The organism is Streptomyces sp. NPDC042201, from assembly GCF_055582185.1.
In genome coordinates this window covers 350,271-371,022 of the sequence record NZ_JBVJDS010000001.1, presented here as the reverse complement: position 1 = coordinate 371,022, position 20,752 = coordinate 350,271, and the positions used below count along the sequence as shown (strand labels likewise).

Annotated in this window: 20 protein-coding genes and 1 pseudogene; 7 read left to right on the top strand and 14 right to left on the bottom strand. The window is 71.2% G+C overall.

The features are described from left to right. Nucleotides 1-98: 98 nt before the first annotated feature. The 7 genes from ACZ6MZ_RS01625 to pdhA form a co-directional block, all read right to left on the bottom strand. The gene (locus ACZ6MZ_RS01625) at nt 99-1,088 is read right to left on the bottom strand and encodes an NAD(P)H-quinone oxidoreductase (protein ID WP_384328784.1); all 990 of its coding nucleotides are present in this window, start codon (nt 1,086-1,088) and stop codon (nt 99-101) included. A gap of 102 nt (nt 1,089-1,190) precedes the next feature. After that, nucleotides 1,191-2,246, bottom strand: a complete 1,056-nt coding sequence (locus ACZ6MZ_RS01620; protein WP_384178614.1) for a potassium channel family protein — start codon at nt 2,244-2,246, stop codon at nt 1,191-1,193. 20 nt (nt 2,247-2,266) lie between these two features. Further along, nucleotides 2,267-3,700, bottom strand: coding sequence for a molybdopterin molybdotransferase MoeA (locus tag ACZ6MZ_RS01615; RefSeq protein ID WP_469349128.1), 1,434 nt, complete (start codon nt 3,698-3,700; stop codon nt 2,267-2,269). Further along, complete coding sequence (locus ACZ6MZ_RS01610) at nt 3,697-4,572, bottom strand: NTP transferase domain-containing protein (protein ID WP_384178474.1); 876 nt, start codon at nt 4,570-4,572, stop codon at nt 3,697-3,699. Before ACZ6MZ_RS01610 ends, ACZ6MZ_RS01615 begins: the two co-directional genes overlap by 4 nt. A 102-nt stretch (nt 4,573-4,674) precedes the next feature. Beyond that, nucleotides 4,675-6,117 carry a dihydrolipoamide acetyltransferase family protein gene (locus ACZ6MZ_RS01605; protein WP_469349125.1) on the bottom strand — a complete coding sequence of 481 codons (1,443 nt, stop codon included), beginning with the start codon at nt 6,115-6,117 and terminating at the stop codon, nt 4,675-4,677. Further along, nucleotides 6,117-7,121 (bottom strand): alpha-ketoacid dehydrogenase subunit beta, encoded by a 1,005-nt coding sequence (locus ACZ6MZ_RS01600; protein WP_384178468.1) that lies wholly within the window; start codon nt 7,119-7,121, stop codon nt 6,117-6,119. Before ACZ6MZ_RS01600 ends, ACZ6MZ_RS01605 begins: the two co-directional genes overlap by 1 nt. Beyond that, nucleotides 7,118-8,281 carry a pyruvate dehydrogenase (acetyl-transferring) E1 component subunit alpha gene (gene pdhA / locus ACZ6MZ_RS01595; protein ID WP_469349123.1) on the bottom strand — a complete coding sequence of 388 codons (1,164 nt, stop codon included), beginning with the start codon at nt 8,279-8,281 and terminating at the stop codon, nt 7,118-7,120. Before pdhA ends, ACZ6MZ_RS01600 begins: the two co-directional genes overlap by 4 nt. Nucleotides 8,282-8,469: 188 nt before the next feature. Between pdhA and ACZ6MZ_RS01590 the strand changes: the two genes are divergently transcribed. Continuing rightward, nucleotides 8,470-9,030 carry an Lrp/AsnC family transcriptional regulator gene (locus ACZ6MZ_RS01590; protein ID WP_469349623.1) on the top strand — a complete coding sequence of 187 codons (561 nt, stop codon included), beginning with the start codon at nt 8,470-8,472 and terminating at the stop codon, nt 9,028-9,030. Nucleotides 9,031-9,043: 13 nt separating this feature from the next. Here ACZ6MZ_RS01590 and ACZ6MZ_RS01585 read toward each other — a convergent pair whose 3' ends face one another. Both ACZ6MZ_RS01585 and ACZ6MZ_RS01580 read right to left on the bottom strand, forming a co-directional pair. Further along, nucleotides 9,044-9,673 (bottom strand): TetR/AcrR family transcriptional regulator, encoded by a 630-nt coding sequence (locus ACZ6MZ_RS01585; RefSeq protein WP_469349122.1) that lies wholly within the window; start codon nt 9,671-9,673, stop codon nt 9,044-9,046. Then, nucleotides 9,670-11,194: pseudogene (locus ACZ6MZ_RS01580) on the bottom strand (3-hydroxyacyl-CoA dehydrogenase). Before ACZ6MZ_RS01580 ends, ACZ6MZ_RS01585 begins: the two are co-directional and overlap by 4 nt. A 175-nt stretch (nt 11,195-11,369) precedes the next feature. Here ACZ6MZ_RS01580 and paaN point away from each other — a divergent pair. Further along, entirely contained in the window at nt 11,370-13,088 is a 1,719-nt protein-coding gene (paaN, locus tag ACZ6MZ_RS01575) for a phenylacetic acid degradation protein PaaN (RefSeq protein ID WP_469349120.1), read from the top strand. A gap of 34 nt (nt 13,089-13,122) precedes the next feature. On the opposite strand, the gene ACZ6MZ_RS01570 is transcribed toward paaN, so the two are convergent. From ACZ6MZ_RS01570 to ACZ6MZ_RS01555, 4 genes are all read right to left on the bottom strand, one after another. Continuing rightward, the gene (locus ACZ6MZ_RS01570) at nt 13,123-13,947 is read right to left on the bottom strand and encodes a TrmH family RNA methyltransferase (protein ID WP_469349119.1); all 825 of its coding nucleotides are present in this window, start codon (nt 13,945-13,947) and stop codon (nt 13,123-13,125) included. Between the two features lie 55 nt (nt 13,948-14,002). Further along, the gene (locus ACZ6MZ_RS01565; RefSeq protein ID WP_469349117.1) at nt 14,003-14,392 is read right to left on the bottom strand and encodes a TraR/DksA family transcriptional regulator; all 390 of its coding nucleotides are present in this window, start codon (nt 14,390-14,392) and stop codon (nt 14,003-14,005) included. Between the two features lie 88 nt (nt 14,393-14,480). Next, entirely contained in the window at nt 14,481-15,755 is a 1,275-nt protein-coding gene (locus ACZ6MZ_RS01560; RefSeq protein ID WP_469349115.1) for an HTTM domain-containing protein, read from the bottom strand. Next, complete coding sequence (locus ACZ6MZ_RS01555) at nt 15,752-16,459, bottom strand: DUF5819 family protein (RefSeq protein WP_469349113.1); 708 nt, start codon at nt 16,457-16,459, stop codon at nt 15,752-15,754. The genes ACZ6MZ_RS01560 and ACZ6MZ_RS01555 overlap by 4 nt, the downstream gene beginning before the upstream one ends. 113 nt (nt 16,460-16,572) lie before the next feature. On the opposite strand from ACZ6MZ_RS01555, the gene paaA reads away from it, so the two are divergent. From paaA to ACZ6MZ_RS01530, 5 genes are read left to right on the top strand one after another with little or no spacing between them, the layout of a single operon-like run. Beyond that, nucleotides 16,573-17,604, top strand: a complete 1,032-nt coding sequence (gene paaA / locus ACZ6MZ_RS01550) for a 1,2-phenylacetyl-CoA epoxidase subunit PaaA (protein ID WP_469349112.1) — start codon at nt 16,573-16,575, stop codon at nt 17,602-17,604. Beyond that, nucleotides 17,601-17,891: a 1,2-phenylacetyl-CoA epoxidase subunit PaaB gene (gene paaB / locus ACZ6MZ_RS01545; RefSeq protein ID WP_383914018.1), complete on the top strand. Its 291-nt coding sequence runs from the start codon at nt 17,601-17,603 to the stop codon at nt 17,889-17,891. The genes paaA and paaB overlap by 4 nt, the downstream gene beginning before the upstream one ends. After that, nucleotides 17,888-18,643, top strand: a complete 756-nt coding sequence (gene paaC / locus ACZ6MZ_RS01540) for a 1,2-phenylacetyl-CoA epoxidase subunit PaaC (RefSeq protein ID WP_469349109.1) — start codon at nt 17,888-17,890, stop codon at nt 18,641-18,643. Before paaB ends, paaC begins: the two co-directional genes overlap by 4 nt. Continuing rightward, nucleotides 18,637-19,170, top strand: coding sequence for a 1,2-phenylacetyl-CoA epoxidase subunit PaaD (gene paaD, locus ACZ6MZ_RS01535; protein ID WP_469349107.1), 534 nt, complete (start codon nt 18,637-18,639; stop codon nt 19,168-19,170). Before paaC ends, paaD begins: the two co-directional genes overlap by 7 nt. Then, nucleotides 19,171-20,238, top strand: coding sequence for a 2Fe-2S iron-sulfur cluster-binding protein (locus tag ACZ6MZ_RS01530; RefSeq protein ID WP_469349105.1), 1,068 nt, complete (start codon nt 19,171-19,173; stop codon nt 20,236-20,238). A 44-nt stretch (nt 20,239-20,282) separates the two neighbouring features. Here ACZ6MZ_RS01530 and ACZ6MZ_RS01525 read toward each other — a convergent pair whose 3' ends face one another. Beyond that, on the bottom strand, nt 20,283-20,627 hold the full coding sequence (locus tag ACZ6MZ_RS01525; protein ID WP_384178424.1) for a rhodanese-like domain-containing protein: 345 nt from the start codon (nt 20,625-20,627) through the stop codon (nt 20,283-20,285). Nucleotides 20,628-20,752: the final 125 nt, after the last annotated feature.

Below are 20,752 nucleotides of genomic sequence, written 5' to 3'. Positions count from 1 at the left end.
GGTGTACCGAGCCGCGGGCCTTGAACCGTCCGGTCCTGGTCCGGTCGTGGTCCGGGCCTGGCCCGGTCCTGGTCAGCCGGCTCTTGATCCGGTCCTGGTCAGCCGGCCGCGGGCGCGAGCAGCAGCAGCTTGCCGACATGAGCGCCCGCTTCCAGGGCGCGGTGCGCCTCGGCCGCCTCCGGCAGCGGCAGCGTCTGGTCCACGATCGGCCGGACCTGGCCGTTGGCGACCAGCGGCCAGACATGCTCCCGTACGGCCGCGACGATCGACGCCTTCTCACTCAGCGGGCGGGCTCGCAGCGAGGTCGCCGTGATGGCGCCGCGCTTGTGCAGCAGGGCGTTCAGATTGAGCTCGGCCTTCACCCCGCCCTGGAGACCGATCACCGCGAGCCGGCCGTTCACGGCCAGGGCCTTCACATTCCGTTCCAGATACTTCGCGCCGACGATGTCGAGGATGACGTCCGCACCGGCGCCGTCGGTGGCCTTACGGATCTCCTCGACGAAGTCCTGCTCGCGGTAGTCGATCAGGATGTCCGCGCCCAGCTCGGCGCAGCGCGCCAGCTTGTCCGGACCGCCCGCCGTGACCGCGACCCGCGCGCCGACCGCCTTGGCGAGCTGGATCGCCATCGTGCCGATACCGCTCGCCCCTCCGTGCACCAGCAGCGTCTCGCCCGGTCGCAGGTGGGAGATCATGAAAACGTTCGACCAGACCGTGCAGGCCACCTCGGGGAGCGCCGCGGCCGCGGCCAGGTCGAGCCCCTCCGGCACGGGCAGCAGCTGCCCCGCCGGTACGGCGACCTTCTCGGCGTACCCCCCGCCGCTCAGCAGCGCACATACCTCGTCACCGACGGCCCAGCCCGAGACCCCCGGGCCCAGCTCGGTGATCCTGCCCGCGCACTCCAGGCCGGGGTACACGGAGGCGCCGGGCGGCGGATCGTAGAAGCCCTGCCGCTGCAACAGATCGGCGCGGTTGACGGCGCTCGCCACGACCTCGACGAGCACCTCCCCCTCGCCGGGTACGGGATCGGGCACCTCGGCCCATACAAGCGCCTCGGGGCCACCGGGTTCCGGAATCGTGATCGCATGCATGGCCGCGAGGCTACTCCGCGACGGCCGTCCGGGGCGCCTTCAGCGGGGGTCCGCTGCGGCTTCGGTGAGATGTCCGCAAACCTGATGCCAACAATCCCCGCGTCAGCTTGAGTTGGCCGCGTCCGAAGGGCTCTGGGCCCGGATGATGGTGATCAGACGGTCGGTCAGCTGGAGCGGGCTCGCGGCAGGATCGTCGTAACCGAGCAGCCGGTGCCCGCGCAGCACGCTCACCACCAGATCGTCCGTCTCCCGCACATTCCGGCCGACCTCGGCCTTTATGACCGGCCGCTCGATGAGGTCGAGGCCGCTGCCCTGCTGGATCAGGTCCTCCATCACCGTGCCGGCACTCGGGCTGAGTACGGAGAGTCCGAGCAGCCGGCCGGCCGCGCTGGCGCTGGTGATGACCGCGTCGGCTCCGGACTGGCGCAGCAGCGGCGCGTTCTCCTCCTCACGCACCGCGGCGACGATCTTCGCCTTGCGGTTGAGCTGACGCGCGGTCAGCGCTACCAGCACCGCCGTGTCGTCGCGCTGGGTGGCGATAACTATCTGGCGTGCCCGCTGGAGCTCGGCTCGCAGCAGCACATCACTGCGGGTCGCATCGCCGACCACCCCTACGAAGCCTTCCGCGTTGGCCGCTTCGATCACCTTGCTGGACGGGTCGACAATGACGATCTGGTCTTTCCCGAGGCCCGTGGCGCAGAGGGTCTGCATCGCCGATCGCCCCTTGGTGCCGTAGCCGACGATGACGGTGTGGTCGCGCAAGTTGGACCTCCAGCGGTTCAGCCGCCACTCCTCCCGGGTGCGCTCCGTGAGCACCTCGAGAGTGGTACCGACCAGGATGATGAGGAAGAGCACCCGCAGCGGGGTCACCAGCAGCACATTGACGAGCCGTGCGCTGTCGCTGTACGGGACGATGTCGCCGTAGCCCGTCGTGGAGAGCGTGACGGTCGCGTAGTAGACGGCGTCGAGGAGATCGACCGAATTATCCGCGTTGTCGTGATAGCCCTCTCTGTCGATATAGACGATGAACACCGTGAGGGCCAGGACGAACAGGGCCATCAACAGCCGCCTGCTGACCTGGCGCAGTGGCCGTTGGACCTGGCGGCGCGGAAGCTTCACCCGAGCGGTGACCAGATATTCGTCGGCATGTCTCGCCATCGCATCACTACCGGGAAGTTTCACGTGAAACACCCTCCTTCGTCCGAGGCCGTCCACGGCAGGTCGAGAACTTCCAGCTCTTCACCGGAGCGTGCGCCGCCCGGCGGCACGACGGCGAGCCCGTCCGCGGTGGCGATACCGCGCAGCATGGCCGGGCCGTTGAAGTGCAGTGGTACGAGCCCCTCGTCGCGGTGGACGACGGGCACCAGACGCGTGTCGTGCGGATGGCCGTGCACGGCGTCGCGCAGGGGCGCGTGATACGGGATCTGAGGCGCCCGCCCCGCCAGCGTACGCAGCAGCGGCTCGGCCAGCGTCAGCAGCCCGGAGACCGCCGCGAGCGGATTGCCGGGCAGCCCCACCAGATGACGTCCTGACGCCAGCCGGGCCAGCAGCATGGGATGTCCGGGGCGTACGGCGACACCGTCCACCAGCAGCTCGGCGCCCACCTTCCGGAGCACCGGATGGACATGGTCGACCGGTCCGGCGGCCGTACCGCCCGTGGTGATGACGAGATCCGCCCGCGACTTGGTGATGGCACGGCACAGAGCGTCGGCGTCGTCGCCGATCCGGCGGGTGGCGATCACCTCGGCGCCGAGGGTGCGCAGCCAGGGCGCGAGCATCGGCCCGAGCGCGTCGCGGATCAGCCCGTCGTGGGGAACTCCCTCGACCAGCAGTTCGTCGCCGAGGACAAGCACCTCGACGCGCGGGCGCGGGACGGTGGGCAGCTCGTCGTACCCGGCCGCCGCCGCGAGGCCCAGTACGGCGGGGGTCACGAGCGAACCGGCAGGCAGGAGCCGGTCGCCGGCGCGGCATTCCTGGCCGCGCGGCCTGATGTCCTGTCCGGGGATGACCTCGCGCTCGGCGTGAAGGTGGCCGACGCCGTCCGTGCGGGCGTGCTCGCTGCGGATCACCGCGGTCGTGTCGGGCGGGACACGCGCGCCGGTCGCGATCCGGACAGCCACACCGTCGGGGAGCGGGTCGGCCGCCCCGTATCCGGCGAGGATGCCGCTGGCGCCCTGCGGGTGCCGGACGGACCAGGGGCCCGGTCCTGAGACCGCCCAGCCGTCCATGGCGGAGGTGTCGAAGGACGGCAGATCGGTGAGTGCGGCCAGCGGCTCGGCGAGCGCCTGCCCCAAGGCCTTGCCGAGGGGCACGCGGTGAGTCCGGGCAACCGCCGCCGACGGTGCGGAAGCCGTCGAGCGCGCGGAACCCGCTGAACGTGCGGAAGCCGCCGACCGTGCGGAAGCCGCTGAACGTGCCGCGAGGGCCCGGGCCGCTGCCCATGGCTCGGCCCGGTGCCGGTCCTCCTCGGCGGCGGCTCCGTGCCCCTCGCCCGCGTCGTGGCCCCGGCCGGCGCCGCGCTCCCCGCCCGGGTCGTGCGTCGCGGCCGGCGCTCTGGCGACCAGGGCCAGTGCGTCCTCGACTCCGTCGACCTCGCGGTCCTGGGCCGTCATCCGGCGTCGGCCCCCTTGGCCCCGGCTCCGTCGGTGCCCTCCGCCTCCTCCGCCCAGCGCACGGCGAGCGCCGCGGCCTTGCGGGCCGCTTCGGCGACGGCTTCGGGGCCGTCGCCACCGGCCTTGGCCGCCGCGTAACCGACCAGGAAGGTCGTCAGCGGTGCGGCGGGCCTGGCGACGCCGTGCGCGGCGTCGCGAGCGAGATCGAGGAGGGTATGGATGTCGACATCCAGCTCGATGCCGAGTTCGTCCTTGACTGCGGTGATCCATTCGTCCAGCACGGTGCCATGCTCTCTGATACGGGCCCGGGCTGTGGAGATGTCTTCCCAGGTGTCGCAGTCGAAGGAGGCGAGGGGATCGGCATCGACCCGGGCGAGGTCGAGTTCATGTGACAGCAGACGCAGCGGCAGACCGGCGAGACTGCCGTACTCGGTGGCGAGAAGGGCGAGTTCACGGCGCAGCGGCTCGGCGCGATAGGCGGCGACCAGCGGTTGGTCACGGCCGTCCGCGTCGATGAGCAGAGCCGCCTCCCGACCGGTGTCGGCCAGCGCGTCGACCAGTCTGCGCACCGTCGGCTCCCCCAGGAACGGCAGATCCGCCGAGAGCACGAGCACGGTGCCGGCTTCGACGCACCGCATACCCGCGCCGAGCGCGGCGAGCGGTCCGCCGCCCGGCGGCTCCTCGCGCGCCCAGTGCACCGGCCGCACCGTGGGCCTTCGGCCGCCCACGACAACGGTGCGGGCGGCCCCTTCGCAGGCCGTCAGCACCCGGTCGATCAGCGCCCGGCCCCCGACACGCACCCCTGGCTTGTCGGCCCCACCGAGCCGCTTGGCGGCTCCTCCGGCGAGCACGATGGCGTCATACGCGGTCATGGCTGAAGTATGGTCCGCGATCGGCCGTTCGAAGCACGCCGGGTGCCCGCGCACTTCGAACTCCTCGGCTGTCTCCCGGCTCCCCGGCGCGAGGAACGCCCGCTACAACGTGCGCAGCAGCACCGCCGGCTGTTCGACGCAGTCCGCCACAAATCTCAGGAAGCCGCCCGCCGTACCGCCGTCACAGACACGGTGATCGAAGGTCAGCGACAGCTGGACGACCTGCCGGACGGCCAGCTCCCCCTGGTGGACCCATGGCTTGGGAATGATCCGGCCGACGCCGAGCATCGCCGCCTCGGGGTGGTTGATGATCGGCGTGGAACCGTCGACGCCGAACACCCCGTAGTTGTTGAGCGTGAACGTCCCGCCGGTCAGATCGCCCGGCGTCAGCCTCCCGGACCTGCCCGCCTCCGTCAGACGCGCGAGCTCGGCGCTCAGCGACTCCGCGGAGCGGGTGTGCGCGTCCCGGACGACCGGGACGACAAGACCGCGGTCGGTCTGCGCGGCGAATCCCAGATGGACCTCGGGCAGCCGCACGATCTCCCTGGCGGCCATGTCCACCGTGGAGTTCAGCTCCGGATGGCGGGCGAGAGCCGCTGTGCAGATCCGGGCGAGCACGGCGAGAAGCGAGATCTTCGGGCCGCCTGCCGCGTTCATCGCGGCCCGCGCGACCATGAGTTCCGTCGCGTCCGCGTCGACCCAGCAGGTCGCGTCCGGGATTTCGTGCCGGCTGCGGGCGAGCTTGTCCGCGACCGCGCCCCGTACACCCCGCAGCGGCACCCGCTCGGCGCCGATCCGGGAGGACGCGGAGGGAGAAGCGGACGAAGAGGCGGTCGAAGACGCTGTCGAAGAGGCGGACAGGCCCACCGGAGCGGCCGCGGGAGCGGGGGTCGCGGGCTGCGTCTGCGTGACCCCTTGCCGGATTGCCTGCTCGACATCGGACCGCAGGATCAGGCCGTCCCGTCCCGAGCCGGTCAGCTCCCGCAGATCAAGACCGTTCTCCCGGGCCAGCCTGCGGACCAGTGGCGAGACGACCGGGACCGGCCCGAGCGTGCCGTTCACCGGCTGAACGACGGGAGCGGGCACGGAGACCGCGCCGACCGCCACGGGATCGGCCACCGACGCCCGGCGGACCCGGCGCCTGCGCGCCGCCGGCGCACCCGTGCCGTACCCGACCAGCACATTGCCCGACGCCTCGTCCGAGGCCGAACTCGCCGACGGACCCGGGGCCGCATCCGGCCCGGCCGGGGAGGACAGGCCGGGCGACGTGCCCGAAGCCGGCAGGTCGGCCGGCTCGGACGCCCCCACCGCCACAGTCAGCAGCGGCGCCCCGACCGGCAGCTCAGTGCCCTCCTCGCCATAGCGCGCCGTCACCACACCCCCGTAGGGGCAGGGGACTTCGACCAACGCCTTGGCCGTCTCGACCTCGACCACCGGCTGGTCGATGGCGACGACATCCCCCACCGACACCAGCCAGCGGACGATCTCCGCCTCGGTCAGCCCTTCACCGAGGTCGGGCAGTTTGAATTCGAGCACCTGGGCCATCAGCTCTCCGTCTCCCACTGGAGCCGCGCGACCGCGTCCAGCACCCGGTCCACTCCTGGAAGATGGTGCCTCTCCAGCATCGGCGGTGGATACGGAATATCAAATCCCGCTACCCGCAGCACCGGTGCCTCCAGGTGGTGGAAGCAGCGCTCGGTGACCCGGGCGGCGATCTCCCCGCCGGGCCCGCCGAAGCCGGTGGACTCATGGACGACGACCGCCCGGCCGGTACGCCGCACGGATGCCGCGACCGTCTCGTCGTCGAACGGCACCAGCGAGCGCAGGTCGACGACCTCCAGGTCCCAGCCCTCGGCACGGGCCGCCTCCGCCGCCTCCATACAGACCGGCACGGAAGGACCGTAGGTGATGAGGGTGGCACTGCTGCCCCGGCGCCGCACGACGGCCCGCCCGATCGGCTCCACGGAGGCCGGCGCGTCGGGCGACCACTGAGCCTTCGACCAGTAGAGCCGCTTCGGCTCCAGGAAGATCACCGGGTCGTCGGAGGCGATGGCGGCCCGCAGCAGCCCGTACGCGTCGTCGACGGTCGCGGGCGTGACGACATGAAGGCCGGGAGTCGCCATGTAGTAGGCCTCGGAGGAGTCACTGTGATGCTCGACCCCGCCGATTCCGCCGCCGTACGGCACCCGCACGGTGATCGGCAGCGGCATCGCACCGCGCGTGCGGTTCCGCATCTTCGCCACATGGCTGATCAGCTGCTCGAACGACGGGTAGGCGAAGGCGTCGAACTGCATCTCCACGACGGGCCGCAGCCCGTACATCGCCATCCCGACGGCCGCCCCCAGGATGCCCGCCTCGGCGAGCGGGGTGTCCGTACAGCGGTCGTCCCCGAACTCCGCGGCGAGCCCGTCGGTGATCCGGAAGACCCCGCCGAGCGTGCCCACGTCCTCACCGAGGACATGGACGGTCGGATCCTCGGCCATCGCGTCGCGCAGGGCACGCTGGAGGGCCTGCGCCATGGTGGCGGGTTTCACCGCGACCGTGGTCATCGCGACTCACCCGGTCCTTCCTCGGCCGACGCCTCCAGCTCGGCACGGAGCTGGGCCGCCTGCTCACGCAGCTGGGGGGTCTGCTCGGCATAGACATGCGCGAAGAGATCCATGGGTTCGAGCACCGCCTCGGCGTTCATCCGTTCGCGCAGTCGCGCGGCCATCGTCTCGGCGGCCTCGGCGGCGTTCCTGATGCCGTCCTCGTCCAGCACCCCGCGCTCCGTCAGCTCGCGCTCCAGCAGCTTGACCGGGTCGTGCGCACGCCATGCCTCGACCTCGTCCGCGACGCGGTAGCGCGTCGCGTCATCGGCGTTCGTGTGGGCGTCGATGCGGTACGTGACGGCCTCGACCAGCGTCGGCCCCTCGCCGCGCCTGGCCCGTGCCATGGCCTCGCCGAGCACCGAGTGCACGGCCACCGCGTCGTTCCCGTCGACCAGCCGGCCCGGCATGCCGTATCCGACGGCCTTGTGGGCGAGGGAGGGCGCCGCGCTCTGCTTGGCGAGCGGCACGGAGATCGCGAAGCCGTTGTTCTGCACCAGGAAGACGACCGGGGCCCGCCATACGGCGGCGAAGTTCAACGCCTCGTGGAAGTCACCCTCGCTGGTGCCGCCGTCGCCCACCAGGGCGAGCGCGACCACGTCGTCGCCCTTGAGCCGGGCGGCGTGCGCCAGGCCGACGGCGTGCGGCAGCTGGGTGGCGAGCGGCGTGGACAGCGGCGCGATGCGGTGCTCGTGCGGGTCGTAGCCGGTGTGCCAGTCGCCGCGCAGCAGCGTGAGCGCCTGGACGGGATCGAGCCCGCGCACCACGGCCGCGAGGGTGTCGCGATAGCTGGGGAAGAGCCAGTCCTGCTCCCGCAGGACGAGCGCGGCGGCGACCTCGCAGGCCTCCTGACCGGTGCTCGACGGGTAGACGGCGAGCCGGCCCTGCTTGGTGAGGGCCGTGGCCTGCGCGTTGTACCTGCGGCCGCGGACCAGCTCGGCGTACAAACGCAGCATCAGCGCGGGATCGGCCCCCGCCGCGGCGTCCGTACCCAGCACGCGGTACGGCTCGGGGTCGGGGAGCAGCGGTGCGGGGTCGGTACGCGGCTGCCACGCCGGGGGCTGGGTGGGCCGGTAGGCGCCACCAGGCAGCTCCTGGACCGATGTACTGCTCTTCTTCACGCGTGCACCTCCTCGTGGGAGCGGGCAACGGGGTGCCCGGATGTGGCACGCCTCACCTACCGATTGTTCGGTCGCGGCGGCATTTTGGCTACATGCGCCTCCAGCCTGTGGACAAACGGTTCTCCACAGCCTGGGATGGACGCAGGTCGTCCATGGCGGAGAGGCGGGGAGACATGAGAGCTGAACAAATGGCCGATGGAACGGACCGGGGGCCCGAGGAGAGCGGCTGGGCCGGCGGCTTCGGCGGCGAGGGTGCGGAGCGGGTTCCTCCGCCGCGTCCTCTGGACGCCATCGACCGGGACATCCTCCGCATCCTGCAGACGGACGGCCGCGCCTCGGTACGGTCCGTGGCCGACCGGGTCCATGTCTCGCGCGCCAACGCGTACGCCCGGATCAACCGGCTGATCGACGACGGGGTGATCCGCGGTTTCAGCGCCAGGATCGACCATGAACGCGCAGGTCAGGGCGCATCCGCCTATATCACCCTGAAGATCGTGCAGAACTCCTGGCGCACCGTGCGCGAACAGCTCCAGGAGCTGCCGGGGGCCACCCATATCGCGCTCGTCAGCGGCGACTTCGATGTCCTGCTGCTGGTGCACGCCCCGGACAACCGCTCCCTGCGCGAACTGGTCCTGACCAGACTTCAGGCCATTCCCGAGGTGCTCTCGACCCGCACGCTGCTGGTGTTCGAGGAGACGGACCTCGCCCCGGGGCCGGCCGCGGGACCGACGGTGGGTCCGACGGTCTAGGGGGTGTGCGGACCTAGAACGCCTCCGGCTCAACGTCCTGCCCGGCGTGCCGGGGGTCCGTACGCAGGCCGTCGAAGGCCAGCCGTACGACCGCCTCCGCCACCTGGTCGTGGTCATAGCCGCCGGGCGCCAGCGGCCGGTACCACTCCACCAGGGAGTTGACCATGCCGAAGAGCAGCCGGGTCGCCAGCCTGATGTCCATGTCGGCCCGCAGATCCCCGTCCGCCGCGGCCGCCTTGAGCAGATCGGCGACCCGCTGGTCGAACTCCCGGCGCCGTTCCATCGCCCAGCGCTCGGTCTGCGTATTGCCCCTGACCCGCAGCAGCAGCGTCACGTACGGCAGCTCGGCCATCAGCACCTCGACCGTACGGCGGGTCACATACTCGACCCGCTCGACAGCCCGTCCGCGCGTCGCGCCCTCCTCTTCGAGGATCCCGAACAGGCCGTCCAGGGCGCGGCTGACCGCCCGGCGCAGCAGCTCCTCCTTACCGACGACATGGTGGTATATCGAGGACTTGGAGATCCCGGCGGCCTTGGAGAGATGCTCCATGGACGTGCCGTCGTAGCCGCGTTCGTTGAAGACGCGGACCGCGACGGTCAGCAGGGTCTCGGGCGTGTATGTGTCGCGCTTGGCGGTCGTCATGAACGCACCTCCTTGGCTTCGAGGTCGGCACGGTGTCGCAGCGCCGGGGACGAGGCGTAGCGGCCACCCGGATACGCACCGTCCAGGGTGGACAGGAAGTGGTACGCCCACAGGGCGCCGAGCCGGCCGCACCACTCGCCGGGGCCGCCGGGGTAGTTCACGCCGAGCTTCATGGCGGTGTCGATGTCCTCGGCGCTCGCCACCCCGCGACCGGCGGCGTCGGCGGCGAAGTCGATCAGCATGGCGACCGTACGCCCGACGATCATGCCGGGCGTCTCGCCGATGACGCTGACCTGCTTGCCGAGCCTTTGGAAGAGGCCGATGGCCGCTCGCACATCGTCCGGGTCCGCGTCGGCTCCGGGCGCGAGCGCGATGCGGGTGCAGGAGCGGTAGTCCAGGGCGAGATCGAAGTGGATGTACGCCCCGGAGAAGTCTCCCGTGGCGGTCATCCCGTCGGTCAGGCTCAGCCGCGTGCCGGCCGGCAGCCCGATGAAGCCTCCGGAGACGTACGGCGTTCGGTCGCGGGTGACCTTGATCCCCGCTTCCTCGATCATCTCGCGCAACACGGCGGCCGGCCCCGAGGTCCGCGTGCAGCCCGACTGCGTCGGGTGCCTCGCAGGGCTCCGCGGTCTGCGCCGAGGGCGCCTCGAGCCCCTCGCCGTACGGGAACCACCCCTGGCCCGACTTGCGGCCCAGGCGCCCCGACTCCACCAGCCTGCGCTGTGCGAGCGACGGCGTGAACTTCGGATCCTGGAAGAAGGACTCCCAGACGGACCGGGTGACGGCCTCGTTGACGTCCTGTCCGATCAGATCGGTCAGCTCGAAGGGGCCCATCCGGAAGCCGCCGCACTCACGCAGGACCGCGTCGATGGTGGCGGGGTCGGCGGCCCGCTCCTCGTACACCCGCAGCGCCTCGGCGTAGAAGGGGCGCGCGACGCGGTTGACGACGAAGCCGGGGGTGTCGGCGCAGCGCACCGGTGTCTTGCCCCAGGATCGCGCCGTCCCGTACGCGCGCTCCGCGGCCGCCTCGTCCGTCGCGAAGCCGCTGACGACCTCGACGAGCGGCAGGAGGGGCGCCGGATTGAAGAAGTGCAGTCCCACGAAGCGGCCGGGGCGGCGCAGCGCGCCCGCGACGGCGGTGACGGACAGGGAGGAGGTGTTGGTGGCCAGCAGACAGTCGTCGGCGACGATGTCCTCCAGCGCCGCGAACAGTTCCTGTTTGACGGAGAGCCGCTCCAGAACGGCTTCGACCACGAGCGCCGCGTCGGCCAGCTCGGCGAGTTCCGCCGCCGGGTGCAGCCGGGCCAGCGCGGCGTCGCGCTCCGCCGGGTCGAGCCGGCCCTTCTCGACCAGCCGGTCGAGGCGCCCCCCGATGGACGCGGCGGCCTGCTCCACGCGGCCGGGCGCCGCGTCGTAGAGCCGTACGGGATGGCCGGCGACCAGCGCCACCTGGGCTATGCCCTGGCCCATCGTGCCGGTGCCGACGACCGCGACGACGCGGTCCGGCTCGATTGCTGTCATGGACGCAATTCTCCCGTATGAGTTGTCCACAGGTGAGCGTGCACGGGTGAGTTATGCACAGGTTGACCGAGCCCTCTTGTCCCGACCGATCGTTCGGTTACTCTAACTCTGTCTGTCAGTTCATGTCCCTGCCTGTGCCCCCCGATGCTCAGCCCGACCGAGGAGTTGGTCCGTGATGGCCGCCCAGCTCAGCCCCCAGCAGCTCTCCGAGAAGCACCGGCCCACGCTCGACCAGGCCCTCGACGCGATCCGCACCCGCGCCTACTGGTCCCCGCATCCCGAGCACCCCAAGGCGTACGGCGAGAGCGCGCCGGCCGATGGGCTCGGCGCCTTCCAGGCCCTGCGCGGGACGCGCTTCGAGCTGGACCAGCCCGGCGCCGACGGCTGGACGGGCGGCGAGATCTCGCCCTACGGCCCGGCGCTCGACATCGAGTATCCGCACGCGGACATGGACGTCCTGCTGCCCGCCATGCGGGCCGGCATGGGCGCGTGGCGCGAGGCGGGGCCCGAGGCCCGCGCCCTGGTCTGTCTGGAGATCCTGGCGCGGATCAGCGCCCGTACGCACGAGTTCGCGCACGCGGTCATGCACACCAGCGGCCAGGCCTTCATGATGGCGTTCCAGGCGGGCGGGCCGCACGCCCAGGACCGCGGCCTGGAGGCCGTGGCGTACGCGTACCAGGAACAGACCCGTACGCCCGCCGTCGCCGACTGGTCCAAGCCGCAGGGCAAGCGCGACCCTCTTGACCTGCGGAAGTCCTTCACCGCCGCGCCGCGCGGCATCTCGCTGCTGATCGGCTGCAACACCTTCCCGACCTGGAACGGCTACCCGGGCCTGTTCGCCTCCCTGGCCACCGGCAACCCGGTCCTGGTCAAGCCGCACCCGCGCGCGGTCCTGCCGCTCGCCCTGACGGTACGGGTGGCCCGTGAGGTGCTCGCCGAGGCCGGCTTCGACCAGAATCTGGTCGCCCTGGCCGTGGAACGGCCGGGCGAGGGCATCGCCAAGTCGCTGGCCGTGCGCCCCGAGATCCGGATCATCGACTACACCGGGTCGACCGCCTTCGGCGACTGGCTGGAGACCCACGCCCGCCAGGCCCAGGTGTACACGGAGAAGGCCGGCGTCAACACGGTCGTCATCGACTCCACCGACAACTACAAGGGGATGCTCTCCAACCTGGCCTTCTCGCTCTCGCTGTACAGCGGCCAGATGTGCACCACCCCGCAGAATCTGCTCATCCCCCGGGACGGCATCGCGACGGACGCCGGCGAGAAGTCGTACGACGAGGTGGTCGCCGATCTCGCGGCCTCGGTGGCCGGGCTGCTGGGCGACGACGCCCGCGCCAACGCGCTGCTGGGCGCGCTGGTCAACCCCGATGTGAAGGCCCGCCTGGAGGCGGCCGCCGGGCTCGGGGACGTCGCGCTCCCCTCGCGTGAGGTGGCCAACCCGGACTTCCCGGACGCCGTGGTCCGCACGCCCGCGATCGTGAAGGCTGACGGCGCCCGCAAGGTCTGGGAGAAGGCCTGGGAGGGCGGGGCGGCGAGCGACACCGAGGTGCCGTATCTCGCCGAGTGCTTCGGCCCCGTGTCGTTCGCGGTGGCCGTGGACTCGACTCCGGAAGCGCTGGAGCTGCTGCGGCGGACCGTGCGCGACAAGGGCGCGATGACCGTCGGCGCGTACACCACCTCGCAGGAGACGGAGCGCGCGATCGAGGACGTCTGCCTGGAGGAGTCCGCTCAGCTCTCGCTGAATCTCACGGGCGGGGTGTACGTGAACCAGACGGCGGCCTTCTCGGACTTCCACGGCTCCGGGGGCAACCCCGCGGCGAACGCCGCTCTGTGCGACGCGGCGTTCGTGGCGAACCGCTTCCGGGTGGTGGAAGTGCGGCGCCAGGCCTGAGAGCCTGTCGGGACCGAGTCCCCGGCGCCTCTCGTCACAGGGCGGGCGGCGCCGGGATGTCCGCGGACCGCGCGGAGGAGCCGCCCTCGGCCGGCCCGCTCGGGGTTCCGGCCGGGCCGCCCCAGTGGAACAACGTCATGGCCACGCTGGTCGCGAGGTTGTAGCTGGACACCTGGGGACGCATCGGGAGCGACAGCAGCTTGGTGGCCCGGCTCCGTATCTCCGCCGAGAGCCCGTGCCGCTCGGAGCCGAAGGCGAGCAACGCGTCATCCGGGATGTCCACGGACCTGATGTCGTCCCCCTCCGGGTCCAGCGCGTACAGCGGCCCCGGCGGAAACTCCTCGGGAGACAGCCGCTCGACGGCGGTGGCGAAGTGGAGACCGGCCCCCGAGCGCACGGCGTTCGCGTGCCACGGGTCCATGTCGCCGGTAGTGATCACACCGGTCGCCCCGAATCCGGCGGCCAGCCGCACCACAGCCCCGACGTTCCCCAGATTGCGCGGGTTGTCCAGGACCACGACGGGTGACTGACGCGGCTGCGCCGACAGCGCGTCCAGATTGGTCCGCCGGCCACGCCTGACCGCCAGGGCGGCCATCCGGGTGGCATGGACTCTCGGCACCAGTTCGCGCAGGACCTCGGCCGGTACCTCAACGACGGATTCCCTGATCGCGTCGGTCATGTCGTCTGCGAGTTCCGCGGCCAGAGCCAGGGCGGAATCCTTGTCGCTCGTGACAGCCGACCGTACGTCCGCGCCGAACCGGAGCGCGTGCTTCAGAGCGTGGAAGCCGTCGAGCACCACCAGGTCGGGGCCGGCCTCGCGCCACTGCCGTACGGCGAGGGCGGCATCAGCGTCGTTCATCGCCTCAGCGTACGGCTTGCCCGCGTTCACCAGGCACTTCGTTCCGGGCCCCCGGTCAGCGGGGGTGGATGGCGGCACAGCGCACGCAGGTCCGCGCCGCCGGCCGCGCCTCCAGACGTTCCGCGGGGATCGGCTCGCCGCACCCCTCGCACCGCCCGTAGTCCCCTCGATCCAGCCGTTCGAGTGTCCGGTCCAGCTCGACCAGATGGTCACGTGCCTGTCCGAGCATGGCGGCCACATGGGCCCGCTCGAAGGCGGTGCTCGACCCCTCCGGGTCGTGCTCGTCGTCGACCGCCACCAGAGCGTTCGCCTCGACGATCGCGTCGAAGTCACGGCTCAGTGCCGCGATCTGCGCGTGCGTGCCGGCACGTTCGTCCGCCAGCCGCTCACGGACGGACTCATGTTCGGCGGACGGAAAAGCGGCGTTCCGTGACGAATCGTTCATGCTGCGACAACGTCGGCATCCAGGTGCGCATTCCGCGCGCCCCGCGCCCTGGGCGCCAGATCCCCGCGTCTCGGCCGAGCCCCGCCGCTCACCCGACGAGGGCAGGGGGGTGCTCCGTACTGTCGCTCCGCTGCTTCGGCACATCCTTCCGGCGACGCGGCTGGAGCCTCTCCCACCGGCGCGCGACCTGGCCGCCGAGCCAGGTCAGGAAGATCGTCGGCAGGAACACCGCGTCGGCGGCGATCATCGCGAGCGAGAAGAACGGCAGCCCGAGCAGCACGGCGATACCGGCGTGCTCCAGGATCATCGCGATCAGCAGGACATTCTTGACGCGCCGGTTGAACAGCGTGAACGGGAAGGCGACCTGCACGATGACCGTGCCGTAGGTCAGCAGCATCACCATGATCGCGCTGGACGCGAGAAGGTCGGAGAGATCCGGCCAGGGGGTGAAGTAGTCCAGCTTGAGCGGGTAGTACAGGGCGGTGCCGTCCTGCCAGCGCGAGCCCTGGATCTTGTACCAGCCGGCGGTGGCGTACACGAGACAGACCTCGGCCATGATGACCGCGAGTCCGGCATTGTGGATGAGGTTGGCGAGAACGTTCAGCAGGGCGCGGGGCTCACCGCCGGGCGCGAAGCGGTTCGCCGCCCACCACAGCCCCTGCCCGATCCACAGCCCCCAGAACAGGACCATCAGCCAGGTCTCGACCTGGACCCGGTCCGTCACCGTACCGATGAGCAGGAAAACGCCCAGGACGGCCCACAGGACGGGCCCGACCCGGTCCCGCATGACCCCGCCGACGGTATCGGCGCCGTCCGGAGCCCCGGCGCCGTCCGGAGCCTCGGCGCCGGCCCCGGTCTGGGCCGCGGCACGCGCCGCGCGCCTGGCGTCCAGCGACCAGACCTGGCCGCAGCGGGTCAGCACGAGATAGATCGCCATGAGATGGATGACGTTGTCTCCGCCGTCGCCCATGAAGATGCTGCGGTTCTGCAGCGACAGCACACCGAACATGAAGACCACGGACATCGTGCGGGTGCGCCAGCCCAGCAACAGCAAGGCGCTGGACAGTACGGCGAGGGCGAACACGATCTCGAACCACACCATGCTGTCCGACCACATCAGTCCGGTGAAGGCACCGTTCTTCGCGATCAGCTGCTGGGCCATGTCCCAGCTCCAGGGGCCCTCGGGCCCGTACAGCTCACGGCGGTGGGGCAGCTCCCACAGCAGGAACAGCAGCCAGGTGCCGGCGAACCCGATCCGGACGACCGCGCTCTGGTACGGGCCGAGGGCCGTGGATGTCACGCGCTCGATGGCCCGTGCCGCCCGCCGGTCCGTGCTCGGCCGCTCGACCGATTGCTCGCTCACTCGCCCGCCTCCGTGCGGCCGTTCCGTACGCCCCGGGGAAGGTCCCCGGCGTTCACCGTCCACCAGGGGAAGAGCCGGTAGGCGGGCCGGGTGTTGATCTTCTCCTTGCTCCACACGGGCGCCGCGACCGCGCTGGTGGCGGACCTGATCTGGACGCGTTCCACGGGACCGCCCAGGTCGTGGCGCTCCAGGCGCAGCATCACTATGCGGCGGACATAGCCTTCCGAGAGCTGTCCGCGCAGTCCGTTGGGGCGGTTCTCGCTGTCATGCGAGCCGAGGTAGAAGTCCCAGCCGCGGCGCAGTTCGTTCTGGTCGACATGGCTGGGGAGCGGATTGCCCCGGATCGCTTCGCCGTCCGCGGCGGAGAGATCGATCCAGCCGGTGGTCTTCCGTACGCCGTCGGACATCTCCACCTGGGCGCGCACCTGAACGGCGGCATTCTGCTGGAGAGGGTTGGGCGCGAAGAGCTTCCAGTTCTGCTCGAACTCGGGATATATCCAGTCGTCGACGGCCTCGCCGTGCAGCTTGGTCAGCGTGTTGGACGGGGCGACATGCAGGAACACCATGGCCACATGACCGCAGGCCAGCAGCCCGATGACGGCGAGGGCGACCGCGGCCACCACCTGATAGGGGAGGGAGAGGCCGGATATCCCGGCGCCGGGTGGCGGCCCGGCTTTCACACCCTTGTCGTCGTACGAATCCATCCCGCCCCGATCCCCGTTGGTGCGCCTCAGTTATCCACAGGGTTGACACCCTACGGGCCGCCGACTCACCATTGAAGTCGATGAACCGAACGATCGGTCGGTAGGGGGCCCGGATGACGGCAGTGACCGCGGGGACAGCTGCGGAGGCGACGATGGAGACCACGGTGGAGGCGTTCGAGGCGGCGTTCGACGCGGCTGTGGCCGCCGACGAGCGCATCGAGCCGCGTGACTGGATGCCGGACGCGTACCGCGCCTCGCTGGTCCGCCAGATGGCGCAGCACGCCCACTCCGAGATCATCGGCATGCAGCCCGAGGCGAACTGGATCTCGCGCGCGCCGTCGCTGCGCCGCAAGGCGATCCTGATCGCCAAGGTGCAGGACGAAGCCGGCCACGGCCTGTATCTGTACAGCGCGGCCGAGACCCTGGGCACCGGCCGCGACGAGCTGCTGGACAAGCTCCACTCCGGCCGCCAGAAGTATTCGTCGATCTTCAACTATCCGACGCTGACCTGGGCCGACGTCGGCGCGATCGGCTGGCTGGTGGACGGCGCGGCGATCACCAACCAGGTCCCGCTGTGCCGCTGCTCCTACGGCCCGTACGCGCGGGCGATGGTCAGGATCTGCAAGGAGGAGTCCTTCCACCAGCGGCAGGGGTACGAGCTGCTGCTCGCCCTCAGCAACGGGACGCCCGCCCAGCACGACATGGCGCAGGACGCGGTGAACCGCTGGTGGTGGCCGTCGCTGATGATGTTCGGCCCGCCGGACGACGAGTCGGCGCACTCCGCGCAGTCCATGGCCTGGAACATCAAGCGGCATTCCAACGACGAGCTGCGCCAGCGCTTCGTGGACATCTGTGTCCCGCAGGCCGAGGCCCTCGGACTGGTCCTCCCCGACCCGGACCTCCGGTGGAACGAGGAGCGGGGCCGGCATGACTTCGGAGCCATCGACTGGGCCGAGTTCCGGGATGTGCTGAAGGGCAACGGGCCCTGCAACGAACAGCGGATCACCCAGCGCCGCAGGGCGCACGAAGAAGGAGCCTGGGTGCGGGAGGCGGCCGCCGCATACGCGACGAAGCACAGCCCCGCCCGGGCACCGCACGACAGCGGGACGCGGGAAGACACGACGCGCAGGGAGGCGACGGCATGAGCAGCTCGACCGACTGGCCGCTGTGGGAGGTGTTCGTGCGCTCCCGCCGTGGGCTGTCCCACACCCACGCGGGCAGCCTGCACGCCCCCGACGCGGAGATGGCGCTCCGCAATGCCCGCGATCTCTACACCCGGCGCAGTGAGGGCGTATCGATCTGGGTGGTGCCGTCCTCGGCGATCACCGCTTCCTCGCCCGACGAGAAGGACCCCTTCTTCGCTTCGGCCGCCGACAAGCCGTACCGCCACCCGACCTTCTACGAGATCCCGGAGGGGGTGAAGCACCTGTGAACGACGTACCGGTGACGCTCTCCGCCCACGCCACCACCCCCACCCCCGCCACCGCCGCAGCGCTGGCCCTGGGCGACGACGCCCTGGTGCTCTCGCACCGGCTGGGGGAGTGGGCGGGCCACGCCCCCGTGCTGGAGGAAGAGGTCGCGCTCGCCAATATCGCGCTGGATCTGCTCGGGCAGGCGCGGATCCTGCTGTCCCTCGTCGGGGACGAGGACGAGCTGGCCTACCTCCGCGAGGAGCGGTCCTTCCGCAATCTCCAGCTGGTCGAGCAGCCGAACGGCGACTTCGCGCACACCATCGCCCGCCAGCTCTACTTCTCCACCTACCAGCTGTTCCTCTACCGGCAACTGGCCTCCGGGGACAACGAATTCACCGGGCTCGCGGCCAAGGCGGTCAAGGAGGTCGCGTACCACCAGGACCACGCCGAGCACTGGACACTGCGGCTCGGCGACGGCACGGCCGAGAGCCATGACCGGATGCGGCTGGCCTGCGGGGCGCTCTGGCGCTTCACCGGCGAGATGTTCCAGCCCGTCGAAGGGCTCGACGTCGACTGGCAGGGACTGGAGAGCAGTTGGCTCGACTCCGTCACCTCCGTGCTGGAGAAGGCGACGCTGGCCGTGCCGGACGGACCGCGGTCCGGGGCCTGGGCGGCGGGCGCCGGCCGGCAGGGACTGCACACCGAGCCGTTCGGGCGGATGCTCGCCGAGATGCAGCATCTGCACCGCAGCCACCCGGGAGCGTCATGGTGACCGGCACAGGCGCTCCGGACGCCCCGGCCGCCGCCGTGCCCACGACGGCGCTGGAGGCGGAGCTGCGCGGCCTGGCCGGCGCCGTGCCCGACCCCGAGCTGCCGGTGGTGACGCTGGAGGAGCTGGGCGTGCTGCGCACCGTCCGGATGTCGGGCCCCGGCACGGTCCGGGTCGAACTGACCCCCACCTACACCGGCTGTCCGGCGATCGAGGCGATGTCCTCGGACATCGAGCGCGTGCTGCACGAGCGCGGCATCCCGGAGGTCTCGGTCGTCACGGTCCTCTCCCCGGCCTGGTCGACGGACGACATCAGCGCCGAGGGCCGGCGCAAGCTCGCGGAGTTCGGCATAGCCCCGCCCCGCCCGCACCACGCCGACGGGCCGGTGGCGCTCACGCTCGCCATCCGCTGCCCGCACTGCGACTCGACCGACACCGAGCTGCTGAGCAGGTTCTCCTCCACCGCGTGCAAGGCGCTGCGCCGCTGTGCAGCCTGCGGCGAACCGTTCGACCACTTCAAGGAGTTGTAGATGTTCCATCCGCTCCGGGTCAGCGAGGTCGAGCGGCTCACGGACGACGCGGTGGCCGTCACCTTCGCCGTGCCGCCCGAGCTCCGCGAGGCGTTCCGGCACACCCCCGGCCAGCACATCGCCCTGCGCCGCACCGCACAGGGTGAGGAGATCAGGCGTACGTACTCGATCAGCGCGCCCGCCGGCGCCGATCCCGTGCTGCGCGTAGGCATCAGGCTGGTCGAGGGCGGCGAGTTCTCGACGTACGCCCTCAAGGAACTCGCCGTGGGCGACACGGTCGACGTCATGGAACCGACGGGCCGCTTCGTGCTCGAACCGCGCGCGGGACATTTCGCGGCGGTCGTCGGCGGCAGCGGCATCACCCCGGTGCTGTCGATCGCGGCCACCCTGCTGGCGCGGGAGCCGGCCGCCCGGTTCTGTCTGATCCGCAGCGACCGCACCGTGGCCTCGACGATGTTCCTGGAAGAGGTCGCCGACCTCAAGGACCGCTATCCGGACCGCTTTCAGCTGGTCACGGTGGTCTCCCGGGAGGAACAGCAGGCGGGCCTGCCGTCCGGGCGGCTGGACCAGGAGCGGCTGACCGGGCTGCTGCCCGCGCTTCTCCCGGTGGCCGAGGTCGACGGCTGGTTCCTCTGCGGCCCGCTGGGTCTGGTGGTCGGCGCCGACCGCGCGCTGCGCGGCCTCGGGGTGCCCCGTGGCCGTATCCACCAGGAGATCTTCCACGTCGACGACGGAGTGGCCGACCCCGCGGCGACAGCTGCCTTTGCCACGGCCGCCGCGCGCGCCCCCGCGCACAGCACCCTCACCGCGACCCTCGACGGCCGGTCCGGCAACTGGCCGGTCCAGGAAGGCGAATCACTGCTGGAGACCGTGCTGCGCAGCCGCTCGGACGCGCCGTACGCGTGCAAGGGCGGGGTGTGCGGGACCTGTCGGGCGTTCCTGGTCTCGGGCGAGGTCAGGATGGACCGTAACTTCGCGCTCGAACCGGAAGAGACGGACGCGGGCTACGTCCTGGCCTGTCAGTCCCACCCGGCCACCGCGGAAGTGGAGTTGGACTTCGACCGCTGAGCCGGTCCCGGATCCGCGCCTCGGACAGAGGCGCGGGCCGGGGCTCAGAGGACGAACGCCGCGGTGCCGTCGCCGGCGACCATCGGACGCCCGGCACCGTCCCAGGCGAGCATGCCGCCCTCCACGTTCACCGCGTCGACGCCCTGCTGCACCAGATACTGGGTGACCTGTGCGGAGCGGCCGCCGACCCGGCACATCACATAGGCCTTCCGGCCCCCGGCCACCGCCTCGGTCACCTCCGCGAAGCGCGCCACGAAGTCACTCATCGGGACATGCAGCGCGCCCTCGACATGACCGGCCGCCCACTCGTCGTCCTCCCGGACATCCAGCACCAGGCCGTCGGACGGAACCGCCGCGACATCGACCGAGGGCAGCGGGGCGAAGTTCATGGGTGGTGCCTTCTCTCGTACGTGACCGGGCGGACCGGGGGCCGACCGGGACCGGGGCCGGCGCCCTGGCCGGAACCGAAACCGTGACTGAAACCGTGACCGGAACCGCGGCAGGACTGCCGGAC

Bases quoted from the DNA above. Each gene is read 5' to 3' on its own strand.
- ACZ6MZ_RS01605 (WP_469349125.1), bottom strand. From the start codon at position 6,117: ATGGCCCAGGTGCTCGAATTCAAACTGCCCGACCTCGGTGAAGGGCTG.
- paaD (WP_469349107.1), top strand. From the start codon at position 18,637: ATGGTGACCGGCACAGGCGCTCCGGACGCCCCGGCCGCCGCCGTGCCC.
- ACZ6MZ_RS01525 (WP_384178424.1), bottom strand. From the start codon at position 20,627: ATGAACTTCGCCCCGCTGCCCTCGGTCGATGTCGCGGCGGTTCCGTCC.
- ACZ6MZ_RS01570 (WP_469349119.1), bottom strand. From the start codon at position 13,947: ATGAACGACGCTGATGCCGCCCTCGCCGTACGGCAGTGGCGCGAGGCC.
- ACZ6MZ_RS01530 (WP_469349105.1), top strand. From the start codon at position 19,171: ATGTTCCATCCGCTCCGGGTCAGCGAGGTCGAGCGGCTCACGGACGAC.
- ACZ6MZ_RS01555 (WP_469349113.1), bottom strand. From the start codon at position 16,459: ATGGATTCGTACGACGACAAGGGTGTGAAAGCCGGGCCGCCACCCGGC.
- ACZ6MZ_RS01620 (WP_384178614.1), bottom strand. From the start codon at position 2,246: ATGGCGAGACATGCCGACGAATATCTGGTCACCGCTCGGGTGAAGCTT.
- paaB (WP_383914018.1), top strand. From the start codon at position 17,601: ATGAGCAGCTCGACCGACTGGCCGCTGTGGGAGGTGTTCGTGCGCTCC.
- ACZ6MZ_RS01565 (WP_469349117.1), bottom strand. From the start codon at position 14,392: ATGAACGATTCGTCACGGAACGCCGCTTTTCCGTCCGCCGAACATGAG.
- ACZ6MZ_RS01585 (WP_469349122.1), bottom strand. From the start codon at position 9,673: ATGACGACCGCCAAGCGCGACACATACACGCCCGAGACCCTGCTGACC.
- ACZ6MZ_RS01625 (WP_384328784.1), bottom strand. From the start codon at position 1,088: ATGCATGCGATCACGATTCCGGAACCCGGTGGCCCCGAGGCGCTTGTA.
- ACZ6MZ_RS01600 (WP_384178468.1), bottom strand. From the start codon at position 7,121: ATGACCACGGTCGCGGTGAAACCCGCCACCATGGCGCAGGCCCTCCAG.
- ACZ6MZ_RS01590 (WP_469349623.1), top strand. From the start codon at position 8,470: ATGGCCGATGGAACGGACCGGGGGCCCGAGGAGAGCGGCTGGGCCGGC.
- ACZ6MZ_RS01615 (WP_469349128.1), bottom strand. From the start codon at position 3,700: ATGACGGCCCAGGACCGCGAGGTCGACGGAGTCGAGGACGCACTGGCC.
- ACZ6MZ_RS01610 (WP_384178474.1), bottom strand. From the start codon at position 4,572: ATGACCGCGTATGACGCCATCGTGCTCGCCGGAGGAGCCGCCAAGCGG.
- paaA (WP_469349112.1), top strand. From the start codon at position 16,573: ATGACGGCAGTGACCGCGGGGACAGCTGCGGAGGCGACGATGGAGACC.
- paaN (WP_469349120.1), top strand. From the start codon at position 11,370: ATGGCCGCCCAGCTCAGCCCCCAGCAGCTCTCCGAGAAGCACCGGCCC.